Origin of the sequence: Hymenobacter tibetensis (genome assembly GCF_022827545.1) — a bacterium.
In the GTDB taxonomy this organism is placed as follows: domain Bacteria; phylum Bacteroidota; class Bacteroidia; order Cytophagales; family Hymenobacteraceae; genus Hymenobacter; species Hymenobacter tibetensis.
The window spans coordinates 2,639,747-2,662,602 of sequence record NZ_CP094669.1; the positions used below are offsets into that span (position 1 = coordinate 2,639,747).

Annotated in this window: 20 protein-coding genes; 4 read left to right on the forward strand and 16 right to left on the reverse strand. The window is 56.7% G+C overall.

Annotation, left to right across the window (positions count from 1 at the left end; genetic code table 11):
* The first annotated feature begins 98 nt into the window (after positions 1-98).
* A complete protein-coding gene (locus tag MTX78_RS10520) occupies positions 99-719 on the forward strand; it encodes a hypothetical protein (RefSeq protein ID WP_243802422.1) in 621 nt (206 codons plus the stop codon).
* A 76-nt stretch (positions 720-795) separates the two neighbouring features.
* Here the strand turns inward: MTX78_RS10520 and MTX78_RS10525 are convergent, their stop codons facing one another.
* The 6 genes from MTX78_RS10525 to MTX78_RS10550 all read right to left on the reverse strand — a co-directional run bounded on the left by MTX78_RS10525 (position 796) and on the right by MTX78_RS10550 (position 7,714).
* Positions 796-2,364 (reverse strand): S8 family peptidase, encoded by a 1,569-nt coding sequence (locus tag MTX78_RS10525; RefSeq protein ID WP_243802424.1) that lies wholly within the window; start codon positions 2,362-2,364, stop codon positions 796-798.
* Between the two features lie 204 nt (positions 2,365-2,568).
* Positions 2,569-4,500: a KUP/HAK/KT family potassium transporter gene (locus MTX78_RS10530; RefSeq protein ID WP_243802426.1), complete on the reverse strand. Its 1,932-nt coding sequence runs from the start codon at positions 4,498-4,500 to the stop codon at positions 2,569-2,571.
* A 127-nt stretch (positions 4,501-4,627) separates the two neighbouring features.
* The gene (locus MTX78_RS10535; protein WP_243802428.1) at positions 4,628-5,233 is read right to left on the reverse strand and encodes a hypothetical protein; all 606 of its coding nucleotides are present in this window, start codon (positions 5,231-5,233) and stop codon (positions 4,628-4,630) included.
* Positions 5,234-5,320: 87 nt separating this feature from the next.
* The gene (locus tag MTX78_RS10540; protein ID WP_243802430.1) at positions 5,321-5,956 is read right to left on the reverse strand and encodes an FKBP-type peptidyl-prolyl cis-trans isomerase; all 636 of its coding nucleotides are present in this window, start codon (positions 5,954-5,956) and stop codon (positions 5,321-5,323) included.
* Between the two features lie 257 nt (positions 5,957-6,213).
* Positions 6,214-6,351: a hypothetical protein gene (locus MTX78_RS10545; protein WP_243802432.1), complete on the reverse strand. Its 138-nt coding sequence runs from the start codon at positions 6,349-6,351 to the stop codon at positions 6,214-6,216.
* A gap of 355 nt (positions 6,352-6,706) precedes the next feature.
* On the reverse strand, positions 6,707-7,714 hold the full coding sequence (locus MTX78_RS10550; protein WP_243802434.1) for an alpha/beta hydrolase: 1,008 nt from the start codon (positions 7,712-7,714) through the stop codon (positions 6,707-6,709).
* Between the two features lie 423 nt (positions 7,715-8,137).
* Between MTX78_RS10550 and MTX78_RS10555 the strand changes: the two genes are divergently transcribed.
* Both MTX78_RS10555 and MTX78_RS10560 read left to right on the forward strand, forming a co-directional pair.
* Positions 8,138-8,905 carry a ferritin-like domain-containing protein gene (locus MTX78_RS10555; RefSeq protein ID WP_243802436.1) on the forward strand — a complete coding sequence of 256 codons (768 nt, stop codon included), beginning with the start codon at positions 8,138-8,140 and terminating at the stop codon, positions 8,903-8,905.
* Between the two features lie 45 nt (positions 8,906-8,950).
* A complete protein-coding gene (locus tag MTX78_RS10560) occupies positions 8,951-9,844 on the forward strand; it encodes a ferritin-like domain-containing protein (RefSeq protein ID WP_243802438.1) in 894 nt (297 codons plus the stop codon).
* Between the two features lie 192 nt (positions 9,845-10,036).
* Here MTX78_RS10560 and MTX78_RS10565 read toward each other — a convergent pair whose 3' ends face one another.
* From MTX78_RS10565 to MTX78_RS10580, 4 genes are all read right to left on the reverse strand, one after another.
* Positions 10,037-10,861 (reverse strand): polysaccharide deacetylase family protein, encoded by an 825-nt coding sequence (locus MTX78_RS10565; RefSeq protein WP_243802440.1) that lies wholly within the window; start codon positions 10,859-10,861, stop codon positions 10,037-10,039.
* A 185-nt stretch (positions 10,862-11,046) separates the two neighbouring features.
* Positions 11,047-12,096 (reverse strand): OmpA family protein, encoded by a 1,050-nt coding sequence (locus MTX78_RS10570; RefSeq protein WP_243802442.1) that lies wholly within the window; start codon positions 12,094-12,096, stop codon positions 11,047-11,049.
* Positions 12,097-12,250: 154 nt separating this feature from the next.
* Positions 12,251-12,697, reverse strand: a complete 447-nt coding sequence (locus MTX78_RS10575) for a DUF1572 family protein (protein WP_243802860.1) — start codon at positions 12,695-12,697, stop codon at positions 12,251-12,253.
* Positions 12,698-12,779: 82 nt separating this feature from the next.
* Entirely contained in the window at positions 12,780-13,652 is an 873-nt protein-coding gene (locus MTX78_RS10580; RefSeq protein ID WP_243802444.1) for an aldo/keto reductase, read from the reverse strand.
* Positions 13,653-13,819: 167 nt separating this feature from the next.
* Between MTX78_RS10580 and MTX78_RS25430 the strand changes: the two genes are divergently transcribed.
* Positions 13,820-13,918 carry a DUF4982 domain-containing protein gene (locus MTX78_RS25430; RefSeq protein ID WP_394805610.1) on the forward strand — a complete coding sequence of 33 codons (99 nt, stop codon included), beginning with the start codon at positions 13,820-13,822 and terminating at the stop codon, positions 13,916-13,918.
* A gap of 73 nt (positions 13,919-13,991) precedes the next feature.
* Here the strand turns inward: MTX78_RS25430 and MTX78_RS10585 are convergent, their stop codons facing one another.
* From MTX78_RS10585 to MTX78_RS10610, 6 genes are all read right to left on the reverse strand, one after another.
* Complete coding sequence (locus MTX78_RS10585; RefSeq protein ID WP_243802446.1) at positions 13,992-14,405, reverse strand: cupredoxin domain-containing protein; 414 nt, start codon at positions 14,403-14,405, stop codon at positions 13,992-13,994.
* Between the two features lie 309 nt (positions 14,406-14,714).
* Complete coding sequence (locus tag MTX78_RS10590) at positions 14,715-15,842, reverse strand: alpha/beta fold hydrolase (RefSeq protein ID WP_243802447.1); 1,128 nt, start codon at positions 15,840-15,842, stop codon at positions 14,715-14,717.
* 204 nt (positions 15,843-16,046) lie between these two features.
* Positions 16,047-17,867, reverse strand: a complete 1,821-nt coding sequence (locus MTX78_RS10595; RefSeq protein WP_243802449.1) for a peptidoglycan D,D-transpeptidase FtsI family protein — start codon at positions 17,865-17,867, stop codon at positions 16,047-16,049.
* Positions 17,868-18,223: 356 nt separating this feature from the next.
* The gene (locus MTX78_RS10600) at positions 18,224-19,663 is read right to left on the reverse strand and encodes an APC family permease (protein ID WP_243802450.1); all 1,440 of its coding nucleotides are present in this window, start codon (positions 19,661-19,663) and stop codon (positions 18,224-18,226) included.
* A gap of 233 nt (positions 19,664-19,896) precedes the next feature.
* Positions 19,897-21,696: a peptidoglycan D,D-transpeptidase FtsI family protein gene (locus MTX78_RS10605; RefSeq protein ID WP_243802452.1), complete on the reverse strand. Its 1,800-nt coding sequence runs from the start codon at positions 21,694-21,696 to the stop codon at positions 19,897-19,899.
* 230 nt (positions 21,697-21,926) lie between these two features.
* Positions 21,927-22,805, reverse strand: a complete 879-nt coding sequence (locus MTX78_RS10610; RefSeq protein ID WP_243802454.1) for a tetratricopeptide repeat protein — start codon at positions 22,803-22,805, stop codon at positions 21,927-21,929.
* Positions 22,806-22,856: the final 51 nt, after the last annotated feature.

Genomic DNA, 22,856 nt, shown 5'->3' on the forward strand with positions numbered 1-22,856 from the left:
AGATTGTGAACTGACTTTACTTGTGCTGCTCGCGCCAAACGCTACATGTGGGCAGTGCACTCTCTGCTATTTCTACTTTTTTACATCCCCTTTTTTGCATGAAATCTTATTCAATCACCTCTTTGGCGTTTTTGGCTGTGCTGTGCGGCGCGTGCTCGTCTGACAACACGCAGTCAGCTACTACAGAGCCTGTGGCTGCTCAGGCTGCTCAAGAAACTCCCAAGGCGGCCGTGGCATTGATCGACGAGAAAAACGGCTTTCGCACGCATCATTTCGGTGATGACTTCAGCACTTTCACGGATTTAGTACCCGTACCCGGCTATCAGGAGCCCGGCACAAAATCAAAACGTTACGAAAAGCAAAAAGGCAAAGAGAACCTCAACATTGGTGAGGTGAAGCTTTCCAACATTGTGTACACCTTCTACGACGGAAAGCTTGCAGAGGTAATGGTCTATACCGATCAGCCCAATGGGTTAGAGCAAATAGTAGCGGCCGTAACGGCGTTGTATGGTAAGCCTAGCTATCAGTACTCTTCGGGAAAAGGTGGAGTTTGGAAAGGAGAGAAAGCAGAAGCTTACACGGAAACGCGCCATATGAGCGGTTCGTACGGCAGCGCAGGTTCCGATACGCACTACCTGTATATCAAAAGCAAAGTGATGGCCAACCAAATGAAGGCTGCCGAGCAGGAAGCCGGAAAGAAAGCCAGTGCTGATTTGTAGCATGCCGTTCTTCTTCACAAACAAGCCCCACCCGAAATTTCGGGTGGGGCTTGTTTGTGGGAGAGATGCACTTTATCTACAGTGCTGGCACACCGACTGCCGCGGCCACATTCACCCGGCCCCAGCCAAAGCTGCTGCTGCGGGCGGTGCGGTTGGAACTAGCGGCCACCAAACGGCTCATCACCTGGGCGCGGGTTTCGGATGGGTAGCGCGCCCACACCATAGCGGCCATGCCGGCCATGCTCGCCGTCGCAACAGACGAGCCGCCCACCGTGCTGGGTTCGTCGCCGTCCATGGCTAGGGTGAGGGTGCGTAGGTCGTTGCTGGTGCGCTGCATAACTACCGCAAACTCCACATCGGCGCCTACGTGGCACTCGTCGCAGCGGGTAGTGAGGTTGTCTTTCACGCCCGTAACAGCCACGGCCTCGGGCAGAGAAGCCGGATAAATGACCCCTACAACACCCGCCGACCAGTCGAAGGACGTGCCGGCGGCGCAGAAGATCAGCTTGCCGCGGCTGTGCGCATACCGAATAGCATCTGCCATCTGGGAAGAGCTAGTAAGGCGGCCCATGCTCATGCTGATGATGCGCACATCGGAGCGGTTGCCGGCCAAGACATACGCGTCCGAAACGCCTTTCACCTCCCGGCTGCCATCCAGAAACACGTCTTCGGCGGCTCGCACCGTAATCAGGTTGGCATTGTAGGCTACGCCCACGGAGGCACCGTCGGTGCCACGTGGCGCCGCGCAGGCGCCGGCCATGCTGGTGCCGTGTCCGCAGCCGTCTTCGGGCGTTTCCGTGGGACCGGTCGGAATGCCTAGGAAAGTGGTTCGGGGAAGCGTTACGAGGCGCTCAACGGTGCGGCCACTGCTCAGGCCTTGATTGAAGGTGCTGCCTAGGTTCTCTTGCGCCGAGGAGCACCCCGTATCAATCACAAGAATCTTGATGCCCTGGCCCGTGCTTTGGCTCCAAGCCGCCCGGATGCCATGGTACTGGTCGGCTTGGTTCCAAGATGATTTGCTGCCGCCCGGTAGCACCGTGAAGTCGGCCCCGGCCACAAGGCCAGGGGTGGCCACGTTGTTGTCGCAGCCGCTGCTGCTCAAAGAGGCGGCTCCTTTGCTGGCGGTTTGGGTTGGGCGGTTGGGTTCGTAGCCCATGGGTTCGGCGTAGCGCACCAGCCGAGAAGCGCGCAACGCCTTGATGGTGCTAAGCTCTCGCACAGTGACGTCCAGGACCGGTAACACGTTTTCGTCGTAAGCCACTAGCTGCTCTAGCGTCAGGTCGGGCCGGGAGTTGCGCTCCTCAGCCAAGATGAGGGCCAGTACCTGCCTGCGGGCTTCTTGCCAGGCTGGGCTACTGGCTGCATCACTGGGAGTAGCTTCCGTGCAGCCAGCCGGCTGATACCCCACCGATAGCACATAGTCTGAGCGAGTGAGTGCGCTCCAGATGAAATGAGCAGAAGCCTTGTTCCAATCGAACTGGCCGGTTTCGCGCAGCGTGCTCATAATCTGCGTGTCGAGTTGCTGGCTGCTTAGGGCCTCCGCTGGTTCGGCAACGGGCTGCGGGGTTGGTTGTTCGTCGTTGGTGGATTGGCAACTGGCTAGAAACAGCAGCAGCAAAGCCCCCGAAAGAGTAGATGTACGCATAGACTGGTGGGATTGAAGAGGGGATAAGAACACTTCCAAGGGAAGCAAAAGCGCTGGCAAACGCAAGTAAATAATGAGGGCTTTTTGAGGAACAGCTCTTTCCTAAACGACCCCTAACAGCCACCCCGTAGCGCCCAAAAACCACAAAAAAAGCCTTGCTGACGCGCAGCAAGGCTTTCCTAAGAAACATGATTTTCGAGTTCGTTATATCCGCTTCAGTGCTACGTCGCGCACGGGCGTGATAACGAGAGGCACCTTCTCTACTTTCACCGAACTGGTATCCAGACCAAAGTACTTGTCTTCGGAGGCGATGAACTGCTTGATGTAGAAATAAGCCTGCATCACCAGCTTTTCAACGGCCGGAAATTCATTTTCCACCGACAAAAACTTCTCCAAGACCACAAAGCGGAAGTCACCGGTTACGTGCTGCTTGCTCAATGACTCGTAGCGCGAGGTGATATCCACTTCCTTGTTGCGCACCAGATCTTCCACCACCTTGCGGAAGTACAGGTTGATGCGTTGCTCGACCCGGAACCCTAGGCGGAACGTGATGCGGAACGCGTCGTCATGAGCAAGTTCCACCACTTTGTATTCCATGGTGTAGGGCTCGTCCGTGGTGTCTACGTGCACAAACCAGTAGATGTCGGCCCGCTTCGGACGCTTCTGGAAGATGGAATAGATGATCTTGGACTCTATTTCCGTGGCTCGCTCGGCTGAGGTCATGAACACGAGGTGGGTGGAGTATTTCGGCACCGTATCATCGTCCGACAACTGCTTCAGGGCCTCCATATAAGGCTCAATTTTCACAAACTCCGTGAGACGGCGCTTGATATAGAAGGCCCGCAACCACACATACATCACGCCCACCAAGGCGGCGCCGATAGCCAAGGACACCCAGCCCCCGTGCGGAAACTTCACGAGGTTGGCAATCAAAAACGAACCTTCGATGAGGCCATACACCACAGCAAACAGCACCACGGCAGCCAATGGTACGCGCCTAGCGCGGAGCCACGTAGTTAGGAGCAGCGTGGTCATGAGCATGGTCAGGGTGATGGCCAAGCCATAGGCCGCTTCCATGTTTTCTGACCTCTGGAAATACAGCACTACCCCGATGCAGCCGAAAAGCAGCAGCCGGTTCATGCTGGGCACGTACAGCTGGCCCTTCACGTCGGTGGGGTAATTCAACTTCACTTTAGGCCACATATTAAGCCGGATGGCTTCGGCTACCAGCGTAAACGAGCCGGTAATGAGGGCCTGTGAGGCAATGATGGCTGCAATAGTGGCAATGCCGATTCCAACGAGCAGAAACCACTCGGGCATCAGCTCATAGAATGGGTTACGCTTGTTGAGCTGTTCGCCCTGGTGGCTGAGCAGCCAGGCACCCTGGCCCATGTAGTTGAGCAGCAGCGCCGACTTAACAAATATCCAGCTGATGCGAATGTTGCCTTTGCCGCAGTGCCCGAGGTCAGAATACAGCGCTTCCGCCCCGGTTGTACACAGGAATACCGCGCCTAGGAGCCAGAATCCTTGCGGGTAATTTACCAGCAAGTCATAGGCGTAGTACGGGTTGAAGGCTTTGAGAATAGCTGGCTGCTGGATAATCCAGGAAGCCCCCAGCACGGCCAACATCGAAAACCAGATCAGCATGATAGGCCCGAAGGCTTTGCCCACAATCTGGGTGCCGAAGCTTTGCATCAAGAACAGCCCCAACAGAATACCAATGACAATAGGCACCGTTGGAATGTTGGGGTACACCGCTTCCAACCCCTCAATAGCCGACGACACGGAAATGGGGGGCGTAATCACGCCGTCGGCCAGTAGCGCCGACCCACCAATGATGGCCGGGATGGTCAGCCAAGTTGCCCGCCGCCGCACTAGGGCATACAGCGAAAAAATGCCACCTTCTCCGTTGTTATCGGCATTGAGGGTGAGCATTACATACTTGATGGTTGTTTGGAGGGTGAGCGTCCAGATAACGCAAGAAATACCTCCGTACACGAGAGCAGGGTTGATTTGCTCCGGCACAATAGCCTTCATTACGTAGAGCGGCGAAGTGCCAATGTCGCCGTAAATAATGCCTAGGGCAATAAGCAAGCCCGCCGTTGAAATAGCGGTGTGCTGGTGTTTGGCGTCCATGTGAGGAGTGAAAAGAAAATAGAAGCTCTACCTGAAAACTGTTTGAAAAGCCCGCAAAGGTAGCGGGCAGCCTGCAAACCTAGCGTTTGGCCGCTTGTGCGAAAACTAATAGGGGGTAATACTGAAATCAGCCAGCCTCAAAAGCGGAGGGTGGGCTTGGCATAGGTGGAGTGGCAGCCAGCAAAGCAGCTGCGGCTGCCTGCGCCGCTTCGTGGTGGCGCTGCCGGATACGGCGGTTGGCTTCGGCGGTCAGCTTCTGCCAGGTGGGTAGTTCGCCTGGCAAGGCAAAATGCGCGGCTTCGCGGCCTAGTCGGTATAAGCGCAGGCGGTTGGTGCCCCGCTGGCCAACTGCCAACAGCAATGCCCCAACCACAATGCCTAGAGCGGCGGGCATAGTCCGTAGCCAGTTTTGCAGAAAGCCTAGGAGGAAGCCAGCCAAGGTGAAACCGCCGAGCAACAGCCATAGCAGCCACCGCACCCGCTGAACCTCGACGCCTTCCAACTCCCACCACCCAAACCGCTGCCCGTTAACCTGCAGTTGATCGTTGGTTAGTATCACGCGGCTATCCTCGCTGCGCATCTCTGCAAATTGCTGGGGCAACGGCAGAGGGGCAGCCACCGGAGTGTCGGTGGGAGGAGCTACCGAGGCGTCCACAGGATGCTCTTCCTCGGGGGAGGCGGGAGGCGGGCCGTCGTTTTCGTCGTTGGGTAGGGGAGGCGTAGAATCTGTCATACACAAAAAAGCCCCGCTGGCGGCCGTCGTCCTTGTTTCGCAAGCGGAAGTAGGAGAGCAGGCAGTCAGCGAGGCCTTCAATGCAACTTAGTTGTTTACTTTCAGCAGTTCCACATCAAAGATGAGGGCTGTGTCGGGGCCGATGTCGCGGCCAGCGCCACGCTTACCGTAGGCCAGTTCCGACGGAATGTAGAGGCGCCACTTCGAGCCTTCAGGCATCAGTTGCAACGCTTCTGTCCAGCCTGCAATTACACCGTTCACGGGGAAGGTAGCGGGCTGGCCGCGCTGGTAGCTGCTGTCAAACACGTTGCCGTTGATAAGCGTGCCGTGGTAGTGCGTAGTTACGGAGCTGCTTAGGGTTGGCTTCTTGCCGCTGCCTTCGGTTATCACTTCGTACTGTAAGCCGCTCGGCAGCGTGGTTACGCCAGCGCGGTTCTTGTTTTCGCTTAAGAAGGTCTGACCTTCTTCTTTGTTGTTTGCCATGGAAGAGGAGGATTGGTTGTCGTCATCGTCAGCATCTGGGCCACCCATCTGCTCTTGTAGCTGCTGCATAGCCGCTTGCATCTGCTCTTGCGTGAGGCGGCTAGGCTCGCCGTTCAGGCCTTCTTTCATGCTGGCGGCCAAAACCTCCACATCCAGATCTAGGCCCTGCTGGGCAAAATTACGGGCCAAGTCGCGCCCGATGATGTAACTGATCTGGTCTTTAAGACTGCTCAGATTCATAATTCACTGATTTTCGCTGCTCGTTCGGCTTGCTCCCAAGGTGGGGACGCAGCCAATACGGGCAGCAGGTGAGAGAAAGGTAGCCGCTCCAAATAAGCTTCTGAAAGGTGAAGTACCGAAAACAGACGAGAATGGATACGCTTTTTTTTGAAGCCGATCCATAACAGGCTGATTCCTACTACGGGTTTCTTTAGCCCCCTAAACAAATTAAACCCCGCTGTGGGCGGGGTTTAACAAAAAAATATACAGCTACAGGCTTAGCAGAAATGCATTTCCTCTTCGTCGCTGAGGTCAAAAATCAAGTTCAGGTCCAGTACCTGAGACGCTAGGTAGCTCAACGAGCCGAGTCCGCCAAGGATTAGCAGCGAAGAAATAGTAGCAGTGCTCTTTTTCATGGCAATGTATGTATATGGGTGCAAGTCAGCTTGTTCGGTATGCAAAGATAATACGTAAGATTGATAGAAATGTTATGCAAGCATAACTTATTTTCACTGAGCCGTGTGCTTACCACTTCTGCTGGCACCACGTGCTAGTGGCTGCAGTAGCGGATGTTTGGGTGCTTAAGGGGCTGTTGAACGCCGTAGCATAGTGTTCACACCGAGCACAGCGTCCTGTATAGTATTGGCTCTGCAGTTGCCTTACTATGCTGGCGGTGCACCTCGCTGCCTACCAATAGCATGGTTTGGTTTCAGCAACGACACTACAACACCAATGATTTAGCCACAGCCACTAGGGGGAGCTACAGGACGCTCAGCGCACTCGAAAGACCTTATTAAGGAAATCTACGGTGTAGCGAAGCGTAGGCTCAAACCATGGGTTGAATAGAACGAAGGTGTGGGGCGCATCAGGAAAGCGCTGTACTTCGGTGTACACTCCCAGGGCCTGGAGGCGAGCCAGCATATCGTCGCGGCCAGCGTGCATGCGGTCCACGCTGCTGTTGATGAACAGAGTGGGCGGAGTACGCGGCCCTACGTGGGTAAGCGCCGAGGCTTGCTGCCATAGCTCGGGCCGTTCTGTTTTAGGGCCGCCAAACCAGTATGTCGCGGCCGATGTGCTTTTGCTGTCGTCGCCTTCGCCCGACTCTGGGTGCAGAAAAGCCAGAATGCCATCCACATTTACCACCGCCTGCACGCTGCTAGACTGTTTGGAAGAGCAGCCGCCCTGCTCGAACAGCGCCTCTCCGTTGGTGCTGCCCACGAGGGCAGCCAACTGGCCCCCTGCCGAGAACCCCCACACCGCAATGCGGTTCGGGTCGATGGAATACAAATCGGCGTGGTTGCGGAGCCAGCGGATAGCGGCTTTCAAATCTTGCACGGCGGCCGGATAGGGGGCTTCGGTTGAAAGGCGGTATTCGGCTGTGACGGCCACAAAACCCTGCGCAGCCAGTTGCTGGGCCATCGGCACGTGCTGCGACCGGTCGCCGGAGTGCCAGCCCCCGCCATGAATCAAGAGAACAGCCGGGCGCCGTTGGCGCTTGTTGGCAGCCGTGTAAAAGACATCCAGCTTCAGGTCGTGGCTGTCTTGGGTGCAGTAGGTTAGGTTGAGCTGTGAGCGGACCCCGGCGGGCACGGGCGGCCGGGCTATGCTACTGGTGGGGTGCTGCTTTTTTACTTTGCTGTACGCGCTATGAATCGTGAACGAGGTGTCGCGCTTAGCGGCGGCGGGCTGCTGTGCCAACCCAGGGGAAACGAGTCCTATCGAGGAATACAGGAAAACTAGAAGTGCCGAAAAGAGCCGTAGGCTTCGGGCGCAATTCATACGCATGGTGTCAGGAGCGGAAGCAAAGAAAAAAAGTAACCCCTAAGCTACGAGCAGATGCCACTTGGCAAGTACTAAATGCAACGCTGAGCCTTCACAAAGCCCTTGTATTATCTACGAATAGGGAAGGCTTCGGGTGCCCCAATCTCTTTGTCTGATCATCAGCTGTTCACTTGCGGTATCTGGCTTGAATACTAGTCCTCGTTCAGCATCACAGGCAATAGGAAGAGGCAAGCGCACTGTGTCTATGGTGCTAATATGTAATGATATTATTCAAAATATCGTGTAAATGTTCAAATTATTTCAAAAAAACAAGCGAATTATTACAAAATTCAGGCATCTGTGGAGCTTGGTAAATCCGGTTGTGCTTTGGCGGACGTAGCTCGACTTAGTAACTTTTTTTCACATATAAAGCCAAGTTGTATGTCTGAAATTTTCGAAGAAAGCTCCGCAGTCGAGAAGGCCGTGGACAAATCGAACACGCCCCTGCAGCGCCGGTCGTTCCTGCGCTTCACGGGAGCCGGCGTCGTGCTGACGGGACTGGTGCTAGCTGGCTGCGACGACAGTTTAACCGACGACGAGCTGAATGCTGCCGCCAGCAGCGACAGCAAAGGCGACAACAACCGCGTGGTGAACGTGGGGAGTGGTGATTTTGGCATACTCAACTTTGCGTATGCGCTCGAGCAATTGGAGGCAGCCTTCTACGCTGCCGTACTGGCTAGCCCGTACTACGCCTCTGCTTCCCCAGCGGAAAGAGCCGCTTTGAAGGATTTGGAGGCGCACGAGCGGATTCACCGCGAGTTTCTGAAAACGGGTATCTCGGCTAATGGCGGAACCCCCATCGAAGACCTGGAGCCCGACTTCTCGTCTATCGACTTCAGCAGCCGCAGCAGCGTACTCGGGGCCGCTATGGCGTTCGAAGATCTGGGCGTCTCAGCGTACAACGGCGCGGGTCCGCTGATCAGTAATCCAGTGTACCTGGGGCTGGCTGGCAAGATTGTGTCGGTGGAAGCCCGGCATGCCGCCCTGATTCGGGACTTGCTCCGGTACGGCAACTTCGTGGGTTCCGATGTGGTGGATACGCGCACGGGCCTCGAAATCTCTATGCGGCCTTCGCAGGTGGCAGCCATGGCTAACAAATATTTGAAGCCCGGCTCGAAAATCAACGTCAGCAAACTGCCCCGCGACTAGGGCTTGCTTCACTCTTTTTTCTAGCATCGTCAACAAATCCTACCCATGAATATTCTGAACCTGATTACCGAAATCGAGCGGGTGGACCCGGAGGTATATGAGCGGCTCGACCAGCGCCGCCAGATGTTCCGCCACTTCGCGGGCTTCGGCAAGAAACTGGCAGCTTCTGCTGTCCCGTTGGCCGTGGGCTCGATGTTCCAGAAAGCCTACGGGCAATCTTCGGGACTGAGCGACCAAGTTAAATTCGTGTTGAACTTTGCCCTTGGGCTGGAGTATCTAGAGTATTATTTCTATCAGACCGGCCTCGATTCGGCGGGTCTGCTCACGGGCCAGGCCCGGAATTCCGTCACTACCATCCGGAACGATGAGCGCAAGCACGTCGACTTTCTGCGCAGTGTGCTAGGCAGCGCCGCCATTGCCGATCCGGGCGCGGGCGCTTACGATTTCACGGGGGCTAAAGGCGGCGCGCGGCAGGCTTTGTTCCCGACTGTATTCACCAATCAGGGTACCTTCTTGGCCGTAGCTCAGGCTTTGGAAGACACGGGTGTACGTGCCTACAAGGGGGGCGCTCCGCTTCTGATCAGCAACAACACCGTGCTGGAGGCTGCGCTCAACATCCACTCGGTGGAAGCGCGCCATGCGTCCCACATCCGGACGGTGCGCCGCGGTGGGCCGCAAGCAGTTCCCGGCACCCTAAACTCCATGCCTAAGAGCTGGATTTCGGGCAACGACAACGGTGGGCCAGCTCCTTCCGCCACCGCCCCCGTCTACGGTGCTGGCAACCCTGCAGCCGATTATCCAGGAGAGGAAAACACCACCCAAGCGGGCGTCAATCTGGCCTCGTTGCCGGGCGTAACAATGGCTGAAGCCTCAGAAGCTTTCGATGAGCCGCTGGATCCGAGCACAGTGCTGGCCATTGCGGGCAACTTCATCAAGTAGAGACGTTCTTCTGTAGATGTAGATAAAAGAGCGGGCTGTCTTGCGTAGGCGGCCCGCTTTTTCGTGTACTGGCAATGCCGCCGCCTGCAAAACAGGAGCACGCGCAACGGCCCGCTCCTATGGCGTAGGAACGGGCCGTTGTAGGTCTGCAACGATGTGGACGGGCACTAGCAGACAGGTATGAACCGGCTGCTATTTGCTTGGTTTGCTGGTGCTGGCTCCTTGTTGGGCTGCTTTGATTTTTTCAGCCACTTCCACCATAGGGGCCACCCAGATTTCTTTTTCGTGGGCCTTGAGGTAGCGCAACAGTTGGCGGTGCGCTTTCAAATCCACGTTCAGCGCGTGGCCGCCGCCTACTCCGTGGAACAGAAACACCAATACCGTGTGCGACTGTTGGGCTTTCTTCACCAAGTCAAGCATGTACTCCGCCGACTGCCCATTGATGGAATAGGCATCCACATTGGTCAGGTCCACTTGGGCGGCTGTTTGCAAACCATCGGTTACGCCGCGCGCGGCCACGAAATCGGTTTTCAGCTGGTCGTAGAACTTAACGCCCCCAATCTGTAGGTCGCCGCAGGGGTAGGCGAACGTGCGGGCCGTTTTGCCGTCGATGGCGTTGAGTAAGGTATTGGTGGCTCGTATTTCGCTCACGGCCCGGCTGACGGTGTATTTGCTTAGGTCGTTGTCGGGGGTGACGAAGCCGCGGCCGGGCAGGCTACCGTCGCAGGGATGCATCAGGGCGTGGTTGCCTAGCTCATGGCCCCGCTGGGCGGCACGGCGCCACTCGGGTAGGCGGCGCGCCACCACCGGCGACGAGCCAATCAAGTAAAACGTACCCCGCAACTTCACCGAGTCGAGGGCGGGCACTACATTGTCCAGGTCCACGTCGATGGCGTCGTCATACGTTAGCACCACGGCGCACTGCTTGTTGTTCCAGGTGGTGTTTTGGGCGTAGCTACTGGAGTACGACGCAAAAAACAACGTGCAGGCTAAGGCAAAAAGTTTGTAATGGCTCATGTAAGTGAAATCAATGGAGGAAGGCAGCCTACAGTGGGGTGGGGCCGCGGGTGCCGCAAGTTCAGTATAATGCACTCCATCACCAATGCCGAGGCCAGCCATGTGACTACGTTGCTGCCCAGGAGCGCAACACAACATAACAAGACCTGTCGGATGTGCTGGAAGCAACCGGGCGGCTACCCAGCTCAGTCCTTCACTTCGGCCACTTCCACGCGCCGGTTACGGGCATCGGGGGAGGGATAGAGGGGGCGCGAGTCGCCGTAGCCGATGGTGCTAATGCGCTCGGCGGCCACCCCAACTTTCACCAGGTAAGTTTTCACGGCTTCGGCCCGCTGCTCCGACAAAATCTGGTTTTTCTCGGGCTCCCCGATTTTGTCGGTGTGGCCAGCTACGCGCAGCTTCAGCGTGGGGCGGGCTTTCAGTTCGGCGGCTAGCTGGTCGAGGGCCGGGAGGCCTTCTGGGAGCAGATTGGGCTTGCCCAGTTCAAATAGCACGGTGGGGAGTACCACGGGCTTGGGCGCCACGATGGGGGCTGGCGCTGGGCGGGCCGTGTCGGCTGGTGACGGGCGCGGTGCAGGTTTAGGAACGGGCCCCGTTACCTGAATCGTGATGGGCACTGCTCCACTTTGGCGGGTAGGGTAGTAGCCCTGCGTGAGGTAGAAGGTAGTGGTTTTGGTGAGCTTGGTGCGGTAGGAGTTGCCCGTCGTCAGGGGCTGCTTTAGCTCGGCATCAGCAAACCACAACACGTTGCGGCCCGACACCCGGATGGTGCTCTCTGCGTTGGCCGCCACCGTAGCCGCCGATTTCAGCTTGACGCGGTAAAATGTGAAAGCACCGTTGTCGCAGTCACCAGTTGGGCGGTAGGTGGCCCGGCCGGTTAGTTTTTCCTCTTTAGGGTCGTAGGTGAACGTAATGGCCCCCTCGCACCAGTAAAAGCCGGGCATGTGGCCGGTTTCATTGAGCTTGCGCACGTGTTCGAGGCGCAGGCCACTGGCAGTGCGGGCGCCCTGCACCTGAAAGGTAGCCGACATGGCCGGTTCTCCGCCTACCTCTTGGTAGAGCACGCCCAAGAGGCTGGTGCCCTTGCTTTTCTGTAGCCGCAGCACTGCAGGCCACACCTCACCTGGTTCGCCGGTATCTGTTTCCACTCCCTGCCACACGCCCGTCAGGGATTGGGCCTGCACGGGACCCGCCAGCAGCAGGCCCACTATGCCACACCAAAAGCTGCGTTTCATGCCACGAAGTAAGCGTACAAGGGTCGTTTTATGCAAAGAAATACAGTGATGATCCAATAAAAAACATAAGTCAACGCCTGTTCCCAACAGGCGTTGCAAGCGTGTTTCTAACGCGCATCATAGCCACTATAGTGTCTTCAGCTATTAAGCCAGCTCACACATCCAGCAACCGACGATGGTAGTTGACTTGGCCGAGGTGATAGGCAAGGTGGGCAGCAAGATGAACCAGAAAATATTCGGTGGAAGTCTTCTCCTCGAAAACCAGAAGAGGATACTCTTTTTGCAGCTCCGTTTCCGGCAAGGAAGCCAGCGCCGTATCTACTACCATGCTTGTTTCCCGGAGGCTGTCCAGCAATGCAACACGAGGAACATTCTTCAAGGAGAATTCTAGGTCTCTGTTTCTTGTGTAGGCCACGCCTCCGAGCTCTACTCCTATATATGTTTTCAAATTGCCTACCAGGTGCAGGCACAGATTGCCGGCTGAATTGGCTATGCCTTTCTCGAAATGCCAGATGGTATGCTCGTTTTGGTACTGCTGGAGTTCGTGCTGTAATCTGCTTAAGTCCCTGGCAAATAACTTTCTCAGCGTATCTGTAAGCATGGTTTTACTATGTAAAGAAAGTGAAGCTTGCTCTGGTGGCTTTCCAAGCAGCTGCCAGAGCAAAACTACGTGCCGAATGCCGCTACTCCAGATAGGCCATATCCTCGGGGCTTAGGCGAATAGCAGCGGCCTGCAAATTTTCCCGCAAGTGCGCCAACGACGAGGTGCCCGGAATAGGCAATAGGCACGGCGACTTATGCAGCAGCCAGGCCAGGTTGAGTTGGGCTTCTGACACGTTGTGTTGGCGGGCTACTTCGGCTATTTTGCTGCCGGTTTTTGGTAGGGCGTGCAACAGTGAAAAGAACGGAATAAGCGGAATACCATGCTGCTCGCACAAATCCAGTACTTCTTCGCCACCGGGGTTGGCCCCGTGGGGTAATTTCATGGTGGTGCGTTGAGCGTAGCTGTACATATTTTCCACGGTGGCTATTTCGCCTAGTTGCAGGCCGGTTTGCAGCTCCTCGCGGGTTACGTTGCTCAACCCCACGTGCTGAATCTTGCCTTCCTGCTGCATCTCGAACATAGCGCCCAACTGCTCGTCTAGCGACACTGGCCCGTGGCCCATTAGGCGCAGGTGCACCAACTGAATCTGCTCTTGCCGCAAAGTGCGCAGGTTGTTGTCGATGCTAGCGCGTAGGTTTTCGGGTGTGTTGTAGGGCACCCAGCTTTTATCGGGCCGGCGAGTGGCCCCCACCTTTGTGCAAATCACTAGCTCCGAGGGGTAAGGGTGCAGTGCCTCGCGGATGAGTCGGTTGGTAACGTCCTCGCCGTAGTAATCGGCCGTGTCGATGAACGTGACGCCTGATTCCACCGCGGTGCGCAGGATTTGCAGCGCTTCGGGGCGGTTGGCGGGCTCGCCCCATATTTCCGGACCCGTCAGGCGCATGGTGCCGTAGCCTAAGCGGTTGACAGTAAGTGGCTGAGTGGATTTTGGCGCGATGGTGATGGTTTGCATGAGAGAGAAAAATGGTGTGGTTGCTTTGCAATAAATACGCAGAACCAACACTTTCTGCCATCCATACCACTCCTCCGTTACTGCCAAGCGCACTGGCGGCTTAAGCTACCGATACCTAAACGTATGCTTCACCGGAACTGGCCCGAGCGCACCGGTCTGGCTCGCCCGTGCGCGTCTTCTCCTCCGCCAACGAGGCCGAACTGTTTCTGAACGGGAAGTCCTTAGGCCACAAGAAGAAAGCTTGGTGCGAGTACCGTCTGCGCTGATTGGAGTATTCTAGGCTTCCTGTAAGGAAGATAAACCAGAAAAACCCAGACACATAGGGTACTGCAGGGCAGCTTATAATGCCGGTTTCACTTCTAGTACAATGCTGGTGCTACCAGCCTGGCCATCGGCAGCTAGGCCTTGCACCACCGCTAGGTAACGCCCGGCCTGGTCGGAGGTGTAGAAGGTTAGCTCCTGGGTGGCGCCTGGGCTGAGCGTGATGGTAGGCTGCCAGTGCAGCAGGTTGCGGCGGTCGGGTTGGGGATTTTGCTGTTGCTGGGCGCTGGCATAGCGCGGAGCGAAGAACTCGCGCTGGCCTTGCACCGTGCCCGAGGCATGGTTGACGTAGGCTACCTCATTGAGCAGGCGCGATTCCGGTGCATCCGTCCGGTAACGCAGGCGGGCTGCTTGCACGGCGCCTGCCAGCGAGCCGGAGTCGGGGGAGGCCACAGGTACAGCCTGCGCCGCCACCTGGTAGCAGGTCAGCACGATAACGATAGGTAGTAGCAGACTTTCATAACTCAGGAAGACTGTAGCCGCGGAATAACAACCAATGTACACTGCCCGCTTCATCTGTTGTCTTTAGCTGACAACGTGTGCTCACGTGCTACCACCTGTACGCATGGACGAGCTGCTTACTTTGGATCCCCGCATCAGAGGGCGCAAGTAATACCGTACGCCATCCGCTATGGCTGCTAACGCTAGCAGCGCAGGGCTTCTCTCGTACTTTTCTGCGGCTTGCTTCAGTCAAGTAGGTGGTTGATCGGGCGTTTGAGGTGTCGTGTTGCCGTTGTCTGCCTACTTAGTACCGCCACGTCTTGGCCCAATGGCTAGGGGTCTTACCTCATTAACCAGCGTGATGAGCAGTTTGCCGGGTTCTTCGAGCGGAACAAGGTGCGCGGAATGTTCAAACCATATCCCCTTTTTAACTGGGGCCTTCACCTGCGCCAGCCAGCTAGCCGTTGGCTCCGATGGCGTGGTGTAATCGTGCCGGCCCATTAGCATGAACACCGGAATAGGGAACGACTTAATGGGCTTGAAGTCAACTTGCAGAAACGCGGGCAGCACGCGGCCCAGGGTGAACAAGCTGCCTTTGTCAATGGCGGTTACGGCGGCTGCCGAGTAGTCGGGAGAGAGAAAGGGGGCGTTGAAGTAGTACGTGGATGTTGAACGGTACGCGGACAGCCCCCCATAGTACTGGGGCCATTTCCGAGCAATAACAATTCGCTTCCGGGTGATGGGTTGCTGGCCTGGGTAGGGCGCAATGGACCGTAGCTCTCGGAGGGCTGCTTGGTTGTTTTCGGCGGTGGCTCGCGTAAGCGCGTAGTTGAAGCTTACCCGCTCATTGTCCTGAGAGTTGATGACTTGCCCGATGCCCACGTAGGCGTAAAACAAATCGGGCCGTTTCAGGGCCGCGTGCATGCTCACGATGGTGCCCCAGCTGTGGCCCACCAAGACCACTTTCTGCTTACCGTATTTCTTGCAGATCAACTCGGCCAGCTCAATAGCGTCCTGCACGTACTGGTCAATGCGAATGGTGCTGCCTAGGTTGGTGGTGTCATTGGTAGCGTAGGTTTTGCCCGCCGCTCGCTGGTCGTACTGGACCACCGTAAAGTATTCCTCTATCGGGCGCTGAAACATCCACGAAACCGGGGCCATAGGCGAGGCCGGTCCCCCGTGCACAAACAGAATGATGGGGTTGACCTTGTCTTGCCCCCGGACATATACCCACTGCTTTATGCCCCCAATAGGAGCGGCGTACGATTCCTGCACGCCATTCGGGGCCACAATTGTATCGAGGTCTGCAATGATTTTCCGGGCTTTTGCATAGTCATCCACAGGGGCACTGGCCTGCCCAAACGACGAAAAAGAACACGTTAACAGCGCCAAACACGCTAAGCTTCGGCGAAACAAGAGTGGTTTCATAGAGCAACACAAGGTGAGTGGAGCGTATGTAGCGCCTACAGAAAGCCCCAACCACCAGATGTTGGTCTCGTAAAAAGCGTTGCCTTGAAATTACGGAAGTGGCATGATTATCAGCTTGATGAACGAGCTTGCCAGCCAGAGAAAATGCGCTTGACTTCCACGCGCACTAGCACTATTCTAGGCGTATCTCTGTACAGCAGACCACTAATATCCGCTTTGGGCTCGGCGCTGAATGCGCTTTTCCCAGCGTTTGCGTTTGGGGGCAATGCTGCCGCGTAGGTACTTCTCCATCACCAAGGTGGCGCACGGCGCGGCGGCCGTAGCTCCGAAGCCCGCATTTTCCAGGTACACCGCCACGGCTATCTTGGGGTTATTGGCTGGCGCGAAGCCGACAAAAGCCGCATGGTCGTCGCCCTCGTCGTTTTCTACGGTGCCGGTTTTGCCAGCTACCGTAATGCCTACATCGGCTAGGCTGGAGGCATCGGCCGTGCCACCGCGCTGCATGACGGCCACCATGCCCGGTATCAGGGCCGCAAAGTGGACGCTGTCGATGAGGGTATAGTGCTTCTCCGTGAAGCGCGCCAACGGCCCGTCCTTTCCAATACTGCGTACTAGGTGCGGTGGGTAGTACCAGCCGCGGTTGGCAATGATGGCGGACATGTTGGCCATTTGGAGCCCGGTGAGGTTGATTTCGCCCTGCCCGATGCTGAGCGAATAAATCGAGCGGTACGTCCAGCGGGTGGTACGGCGGGCCTTATCGTAATACGCTGGCGTGGGCAAAAAGCCAGGGGCTTCGCGCGGCATATCCACGCCCAGCACCGAATCCAACCCAAACGACCGAGCATAGCGGCGCCAGAGGGCCAGGTTCTCGTGGCGGGCCGCCACCGTATCCACCAACAGGCTGTCGGGCATGCGGCTGATGAGGTTCCGCATTGTCTGGTAGAAGTAGGGGTTGCAGCTGTATTTCAACCCTAAGGTTAGACTGTTGGCCTGCGGGTGGCGGTGCACGCAACTCACCAACGACTGGTCGCAGCGGAATGCGGTGGTGGGGCTGATGGCGCCTACCTGCAGGGCTACGGCAGCATTCACCAGCTTGAACACCGAGCCGGGCGGGTTAGCCAGCATGGCTGGCCGGTTGAGTAGCGGCATGTCTTCGCTTTGCAGCAGCTTGGCGCGCACCCCCGCCTGGTCTGGTGCGGTGATGGTGGCCGGATCATATACCGGCGCCGATACCGAGCACAGAATTTCGCCGGTGCGCGGGTCCAGCGCTACCAAGTAGCCCTTGCGGTTGCCCAGCAGCTTTTCAGCGTAGGCCTGCAGCTTCACATCGATGGTCAGATGCAGGTCTTGGCCTTGCTGAAAGGTGGTGTCCTTGGCCCAGGTGCCGTGCTCTTTGCCTTTGGCATCTACCAACGGATGCAGATAGCCCCAGCGCCCATTCAGCAACCCGTTGTAATAGGTTTCAACCCCGCCGCTGCGCAGCCGATAGAAACGGCCGCGCCGGTAGCGCTTGGCCTGGCGGTAAAAAGCCTGCGCTTCCGCGCCCATGTAGCCTAGCACGGGGGCGCCCGCATGGGTGGTATAAACGCGTTGGTTGCGTTCGGTTAAGAGGAGGTTGGGCCAGTCAGCACTGTCTCGGCGCACCCGTTTGGCCTCGCCCGCGGTGAGGCGGAGCTGAACCGGAAAACCAGCCGGGGCTTCTTCGTACGGCAGCGCCTCAGCAATGCGTCGCCGGACGGTCAGGGAATCCCAACCCAGCAACTCGCCCAGCGCTAGGGTGTCGAGGGGGGCGCGGCGCGGCAGCTTCAAGAGATACTGCAAGCGGGTGTCCACCAGCACCGAGTCGTTTCGGTCGAGTACGCGCCCCCGGATGAGCGAGTCGTTCACCACCACACGGCGCTTGGTGTATACTTCGCCCGTGGTTGGATCCTGCGTTGGAGCGCCTGTTTGCTGGTCCGGGGAGGAGCAGGCGGCCAGCACCATAAACACGAAGATTAAACCCTTGCCCCAACAAGTAAAAGCCATACGCATGAGGTAAAGCTAATAAATTGCTGAGGGTAGGATCTGCGCTTTTCGATCAACAGGGTTTGTCACCATCCAAACCGTACCAATTAGACCTTGCGTACGGTGTGGCGGTATAGAAACGAGTATTGGCGCCTCAACTGTAGCTACTATTGCCCATCATCACCGTAAATGGCGTTGATTATCCGGCAACGCATCACTCAACGACTGAAGGCAAATAAGGGCCTTTACACCGAGTAGGCAAACAACTGTGCTGCTTGCTCAGTAGGCGAGGGGCAGCCTTCCCGTTGATTGCCTGGGTAGACGGTAGGTCGGCTGCGCTACACTCGTGCTAGCGTATAAATTGGTTTTTCCCCAGCTTAGGGGTTCGCCTTGGTTGTGCTCGTTCGTGATGTGCGGGCTTGCTGCTGCCGGCGGAAATACACGAAGAAGGGGAGGCCGGTCAGAATCAGGCCTAAGCCCAGAAGTGACTGGATGGGCTGCGTGATTAGCGTATGGCCGGTGAAGGTGAGGGCAAACAGGATCAGAAGGATCTGCACGAACGGGTAGCCGGGTACTGGCCCTGGGATGCGGCCTTGTCGTTTCATTTTCACGACGGCCACAGCCAGCAAGCCATAAAACAGGAAGGTGGCAAAAATGACTAAGTCCGTTAGGCGCTCAAAGGTGCCGGAGATAATCAGTAGTGTACTCCACGTCAGGGTGAAAAATAAAGCGCGGTAGGGCGTGCGGTAGCGAGGGTGTACTGCCGCGGCCGATGGGAAGAAATACCCTTCTTGAGCCATGCGGAAATGCACGCGGGTATGCGAGAGCAGTACCGAATTGAGCGTGCCGAATACGCTCACTAGTATTAAGACCGTCACGCCCGTTTTGCCCCACTTGCCCAGCAAGGATTCAGCCACCACGGCCGCCCCAATTTCGTTCGGGCCTACTGCCGCCAGCTGGGCCAGAGGTAAGGTGCGCAGATACACGTAGTTGATGAGCACATACAGCACAATGGCGATGCTCACCCCACCAATAATGGCCCGCGGTACATTGCGCCGCGGGTTTTTAATTTCACCGGTGACAAAGGAAAGGTCCACCCAGCCATCATAAGCCCAGAACACACTGAGTAGAGCGCCAAAAAAAGCACTGGCCAGCGACACTTCCCGCACGGGCACCGCCGCCGCTGGAGTACTGCTAGAATCCGGCGAAGCCAGAAACAAGCCCGCGAGGATGAGCAGAAGAATGCCCGCGATTTTGGCCGCTGTGAATACGTTGCTGAGCCGCCCACTATCACTTACCCCACGGTAATTCACCCAAGTGAGTGTGGCGGCGGTGCCGATGGCTAAGATCTTAATACCAGAGTCGGCGAAGGGGTAAATCAACTGGCCAATAGAGAGGTGCGCCCAGGTCTCAGCCGGGTTGGGTAAGGGTAGCAGCGCATTAACAGACTGAGCGAAAATGAAAGCCAGCGCCGCCACCGAAGCAGAGCCGATGATGGCAAAATCCGTCCAGCCGAACAGGAAGGAAGCAAAATTGCCAAACGACAGGCGCAGATACTCATAGACGCCGCCCGATTCTTCAGTGAGCGAAGCCATACCCGACAGGTTCAGGGCACCGCAGATGGTGACCAAGCCCGCCACCACCCAGGCAGCCAGTATCCACTGCGCGCTTAGTCCACTCTGGGCCAGCGGCACGATTTTCTTGAACACGCCGGACCCAATCACAATGCCTGCCACCAGCAATGTCCCGCTAATTACACCAAAGGCTCGGACCAGGGTAACGGGAGCAACTACGGGTGGCTTTTCTGGAGCTTTCATTCTTCAAGATAACAGGTTTGGGTACTGCTGAGTATGGCGCTGGCTTGCCGCTCGAACAGCAACAGGGGCGCAGCCTTTATGTCACAGCTGATTGCGAATTATGCTGCGCTAACCGCGGGCCGGATGCAGGGTTCGGTTAATGGTAAGGTAGGCTGATTGCTGCGGTGCGCCTGCTGGTCTTCCGCCACAGGTAAACAGAACTGCACTGTGCAGCCAATGTATTCCAATGCCAATCAATACCCGTGTCGGGCCCGACTTTGAATGCGCGCTTCCCAGCGTTTGCGCTTCGGCGCGATGCTGCCGCGCAGGTATTTTTCTATCACCAAAGCAGCGCACGGCGCGGCGGCGTCTGCCCCAAACCCCCCATTCTCGATATACACCGCCACAGCAATCTGGGGGTTGTCGGCGGGGGCGAAGCCGACGAAGGCGGCGTGGTCGTCGCCCTCGTCGTTTTCTACAGTACCCGTTTTGCCGGCTACTGTGATGCCTACATCTTCCAAACTGGAGGCATCAGCCGTACCGCCGCGCTGCATGACGGCCACCATGCCCGGCATCAAAGCCGCAAAGTGGATACTATCAACAAGGGTAAAGCGCTTCTCGGTGAAGCGCGGCAAGGGGCCGCCTTCCCCAATATTACTTACCAAATGGGGCGGGTAGTACCAGCCGCGGTTGGCAATGATGGCGGCCATGTTGGCCATTTGCAGGCCCGTCAGGTTGATTTCGCCCTGCCCAATGCTGAGCGAATAAATCGAGCGGTACCGCCAGCGGGTGGTGCCCCGGGCCTTGTCGTAGTATTCAGGGGTGGGCAAAAAGCCAGGGGCCTCCCGCGGTATGTCCACGCCCAGCACCGAATCCAGCCCAAACGAGCGGACGTAGCGCCGCCATTGGGCTAGGTTGGCATGGCGGGCTGCTACGGTATCCTGCACCAGACTATCGGGTACATAGTTGATGATTCTTCCCATCACCTGATAGAAGTAGGGGTTGCAGCTATACTTCAGCCCGGCAGTTAGATTGCTGGGTACCGGGTGGCGATGCACGCAGCTCACCAGCTTCTGGTCGCAGCGGAAACCGGTAGTGGGGCTGATAGAACCTAGTTGTAAGGCCACGGCGGCGTTTACTAGCTTGAATACCGAGCCGGGCGGGTTGGCGCGCATGGCCGGCCGGTTGATGAGTGGCATGCCTTCCTGTTGCAGTAGCTTGGCGCGCACCCCAGCCAGATCAGGCGCCGTAATGGTGGCGGGCTTGTAGATGGGCGCCGACACGTAGGCCAGTATCTCGCCAGTCCGCGGATCCAACGCTACTAGGTAGCCTTTGCGGCGGCCTAGCAGTTGCTCAGCGTAGGCCTGTAGTTTCACATCAAGGGTGAGGTGCAGATCCTGGCCTTGCTGAAAGGCGGTGTCAGGTGCCCAATTGCCCTGCGTCTGGCCTAGTTCATCCACCAAAGGATGCAGGGTACCCCGGCGCCCGTTGAGGATGCCGTTGTAGTACCCCTCCACGCCCCCGTTGCGCAACTGGTAGAAACGGCCGCGGCGGTAGCGCTTGGCCTGATTGTAGAACGCCTCGGCCTCGGCGCCCATGTAGCCCAGTACGTGGGCACCCACGCTGGTGGTGTAGCTGCGCTGGCGGCCTTCCGTCAGCGTAAGGTTGGGCCATTCGCGGCTTTTGCGCCTGACCCGCGTCGCTTCGGCAGCCGTAAGCCGCAGCTGGACCGGATAGCCAGCCGGGGCATCTTCGTAGGGCAGGGCATCGGCAATGCGCTTGCGCATGGTCGTTGGCCCCCAGCCGAGCAGCTGGCTCAGCGCTAAGGTGTCGAGGGGCGGGCGGCGCGGCAGCTTCAGCAGGTATTGCGGACGGGTAGCTACTAATACCGAGTCGTGGCGGTCGAGAATGCGGCCGCGCTGCGGTACCTCGGGTAGCACAATGCGCCGCTTGGTGTACACTATGCTCGTATCGGGAGCCTGAATCAGTGAGTCAGTTTGCTGCTGAGGTGATAGGTAGGCGGCCAGCACCAAAAACACTGTGAGTAGACTCATTTTCCAAATTTCAAGCAGGTGTAGCCATGTAGAGTTGGGTTACTCTACGCAGTTACCAAACTCTTAGATGTACATACTCAACTCCCACCCAAAAACAGACGCGCCGCCTGAATTACTCCAAGCGGCGCGATTCCAGCTTGCTGCCTGCGCAGTAGAGGGAGGCGTTTATTTCGGTGACGTGGCTAGTGCAAGTTGTGCTGCGCCAAACTGGCGTTAGACAAACAATTGTATTATCGACAATACTTCTGTTGCAAGTCTGGTGCTTCTTCAACACCATACATAGTAGCTTTAGCCAAGTCAATACAACCAATAGCTGGCTTGTTTCGCCTTTCAATAAAATGCATTGCTTTAGCTAAGTAGCCATAGCCTATTTCTTCACGTAGCCTGCGTATGCTTTCCTGTTGGAACCCATTAAGGTTACTGGTTTTCTCTATTATCGACAGTGATTTCTGCAACTCAGCTAAGTACAAGTCGCTAGTTTCTGCATAATGTTGGTCATCCTGCATTATCAAATAAGTATTTGCTAGCTCGTGATAAACCTTCGTACGGTCGTGATACAGCTCCACTGCCTTTTGACTATCACGCACGGCTTCTGGATACTTATGTAGAAGCACATACATAAGTGCGCGTCGTCTGAAGTAGAAGCCAACTTGGTCATTTAGCGCAATGGCTTTGGACAATGAGGCAGCAGCTTGTACATAATCCTTTTGTGAACTGGCTAACCATACCCACCCAAAATCTAAATCTGGATGAGCTTGCAGCAACGATTTCAGCTGTGCTAGTTGAAATTCCCTATCCGCTTGTGAGCTCATGGCCATTGGATCGAAAGGAGTTATTTCAGCTAGCTCATTTAGCGCGTCAGGCGATTTGCGTAGAGCTTGAGTTGCTTCTTCTAGAGGATCCAGTTTGCTTGCTTTAGGTTTATCAACAAAAAAACGGATTGGCGACCTTTCTAAGGTTTGCTTTAGAACGGGTCCTAGTATAGTCAATTGCTCAGTTAGCCTTACTAAAGCGGTTTCCTTGGTAGTTGGTGCGGTCAAAGTCAAAGGAGCAGGTGAAGAACACGCTGAGAACAATAGAACCGCAAGTAGTGGGCGGCAAAATTTCATACTGGATAAAAAGAATGGGTGCTACCTCAGCAAGGTAGCACCCGTTTTCAC